Annotated in this window: 1 protein-coding gene; it reads left to right on the top strand. The window is 74.0% G+C overall.

The window, feature by feature from the left end; genetic code table 11:
• On the top strand, nt 1–938 hold a 938-nt coding region (gene coaBC / locus AOK09_RS34070; RefSeq protein WP_055591085.1), incomplete at its 5' end, for a bifunctional phosphopantothenoylcysteine decarboxylase/phosphopantothenate--cysteine ligase CoaBC.
• Between the last annotated feature and the right edge of the window lie 158 nt (nt 939–1,096).

Raw genomic sequence — 1,096 nt, 5'->3', positions numbered from 1 at the left:
TGCTGGCCAAGGCCGCCCACGGGATGGCCGACGACCTGCTCACCAACACCCTGCTGACCGCGCGCTGCCCGGTGGTCTTCGCCCCGGCGATGCACACCGAGATGTGGGAGCACCCCGCCACCCGGGAGAACGTCGCCACACTGCGGCGGCGCGGCGCGATCGTGATCGAGCCCGCGGTGGGCCGGCTCACCGGTGTGGACACCGGCAAGGGCCGGCTTCCGGACCCGGCGGCCATCTTCGAGACCTGCCGGCGGGTGCTGGCCCGCGACCGGGCCACCGTGGCGGACCTGGCCGGCCGCCATGTGGTGGTGTCGGCCGGCGGCACCCGGGAACCGCTGGACCCGGTGCGCTTCCTCGGCAACCGCTCCTCGGGGAAGCAGGGCTATGCGCTGGCCGCCGTGGCCGCGGCCCGGGGAGCCCGGGTCACCCTGCTGGCCGCCAACACCGAACTGCCCGACCCCGCGGGGGTGGACGTGGTCCGGGTCTCCACCGCGGTGGAGTTGCGGGAGGCGGCGCTCAAGGCCGCGGCGGACGCGGACGCGGTGGTGATGGCGGCGGCGGTGGCCGACTTCCGCCCGGCGCACTACGCCACCGGGAAGATCAAGAAGGTGGAGGGCCGCGAGCCCGCGCCGGTGGCCCTGGTACGCAACCCCGACATCCTGGCCGAGCTCTCCCAGCGGCGGGCCCGGCCCGGCCAGCTGGTGGTCGGCTTCGCGGCGGAGACCGACGACGTGCTGGCCAACGGCCGGGCCAAACTCGCCCGCAAGGGTTGCGACCTGCTGGTGGTCAATGAGGTGGGGGAGCGCAAGGTGTTCGGCGGGGACACCAACGAGGCGGTGGTCCTCGGGGCGGACGGCAGCGACACGCCGGTGCCGCACGGGCCCAAGGAGGCACTCGCCGAGGTGGTCTGGGATCTGGTCGCGGAGCGCCTGGCGTAGTCCCTGTCGTAGTCCCGGGGCGGAGGGCGGGTGCGCCGGAGCGGGCACATCCGGTGATGGATTCGTCCGATTGTGCTATCCACCACCCGAGACTGCCTGCCCCTTCCCAGGTCGTCCCCGTTAGACTCGGCCCAGAAGTCTTTCCGGACGCCCCCGGC

The organism is Peterkaempfera griseoplana, assembly GCF_001418575.1.
GTDB lineage: Bacteria > Actinomycetota > Actinomycetes > Streptomycetales > Streptomycetaceae > Peterkaempfera > Peterkaempfera griseoplana.
This window is presented reverse-complemented; position numbering and strand designations above follow the sequence as displayed.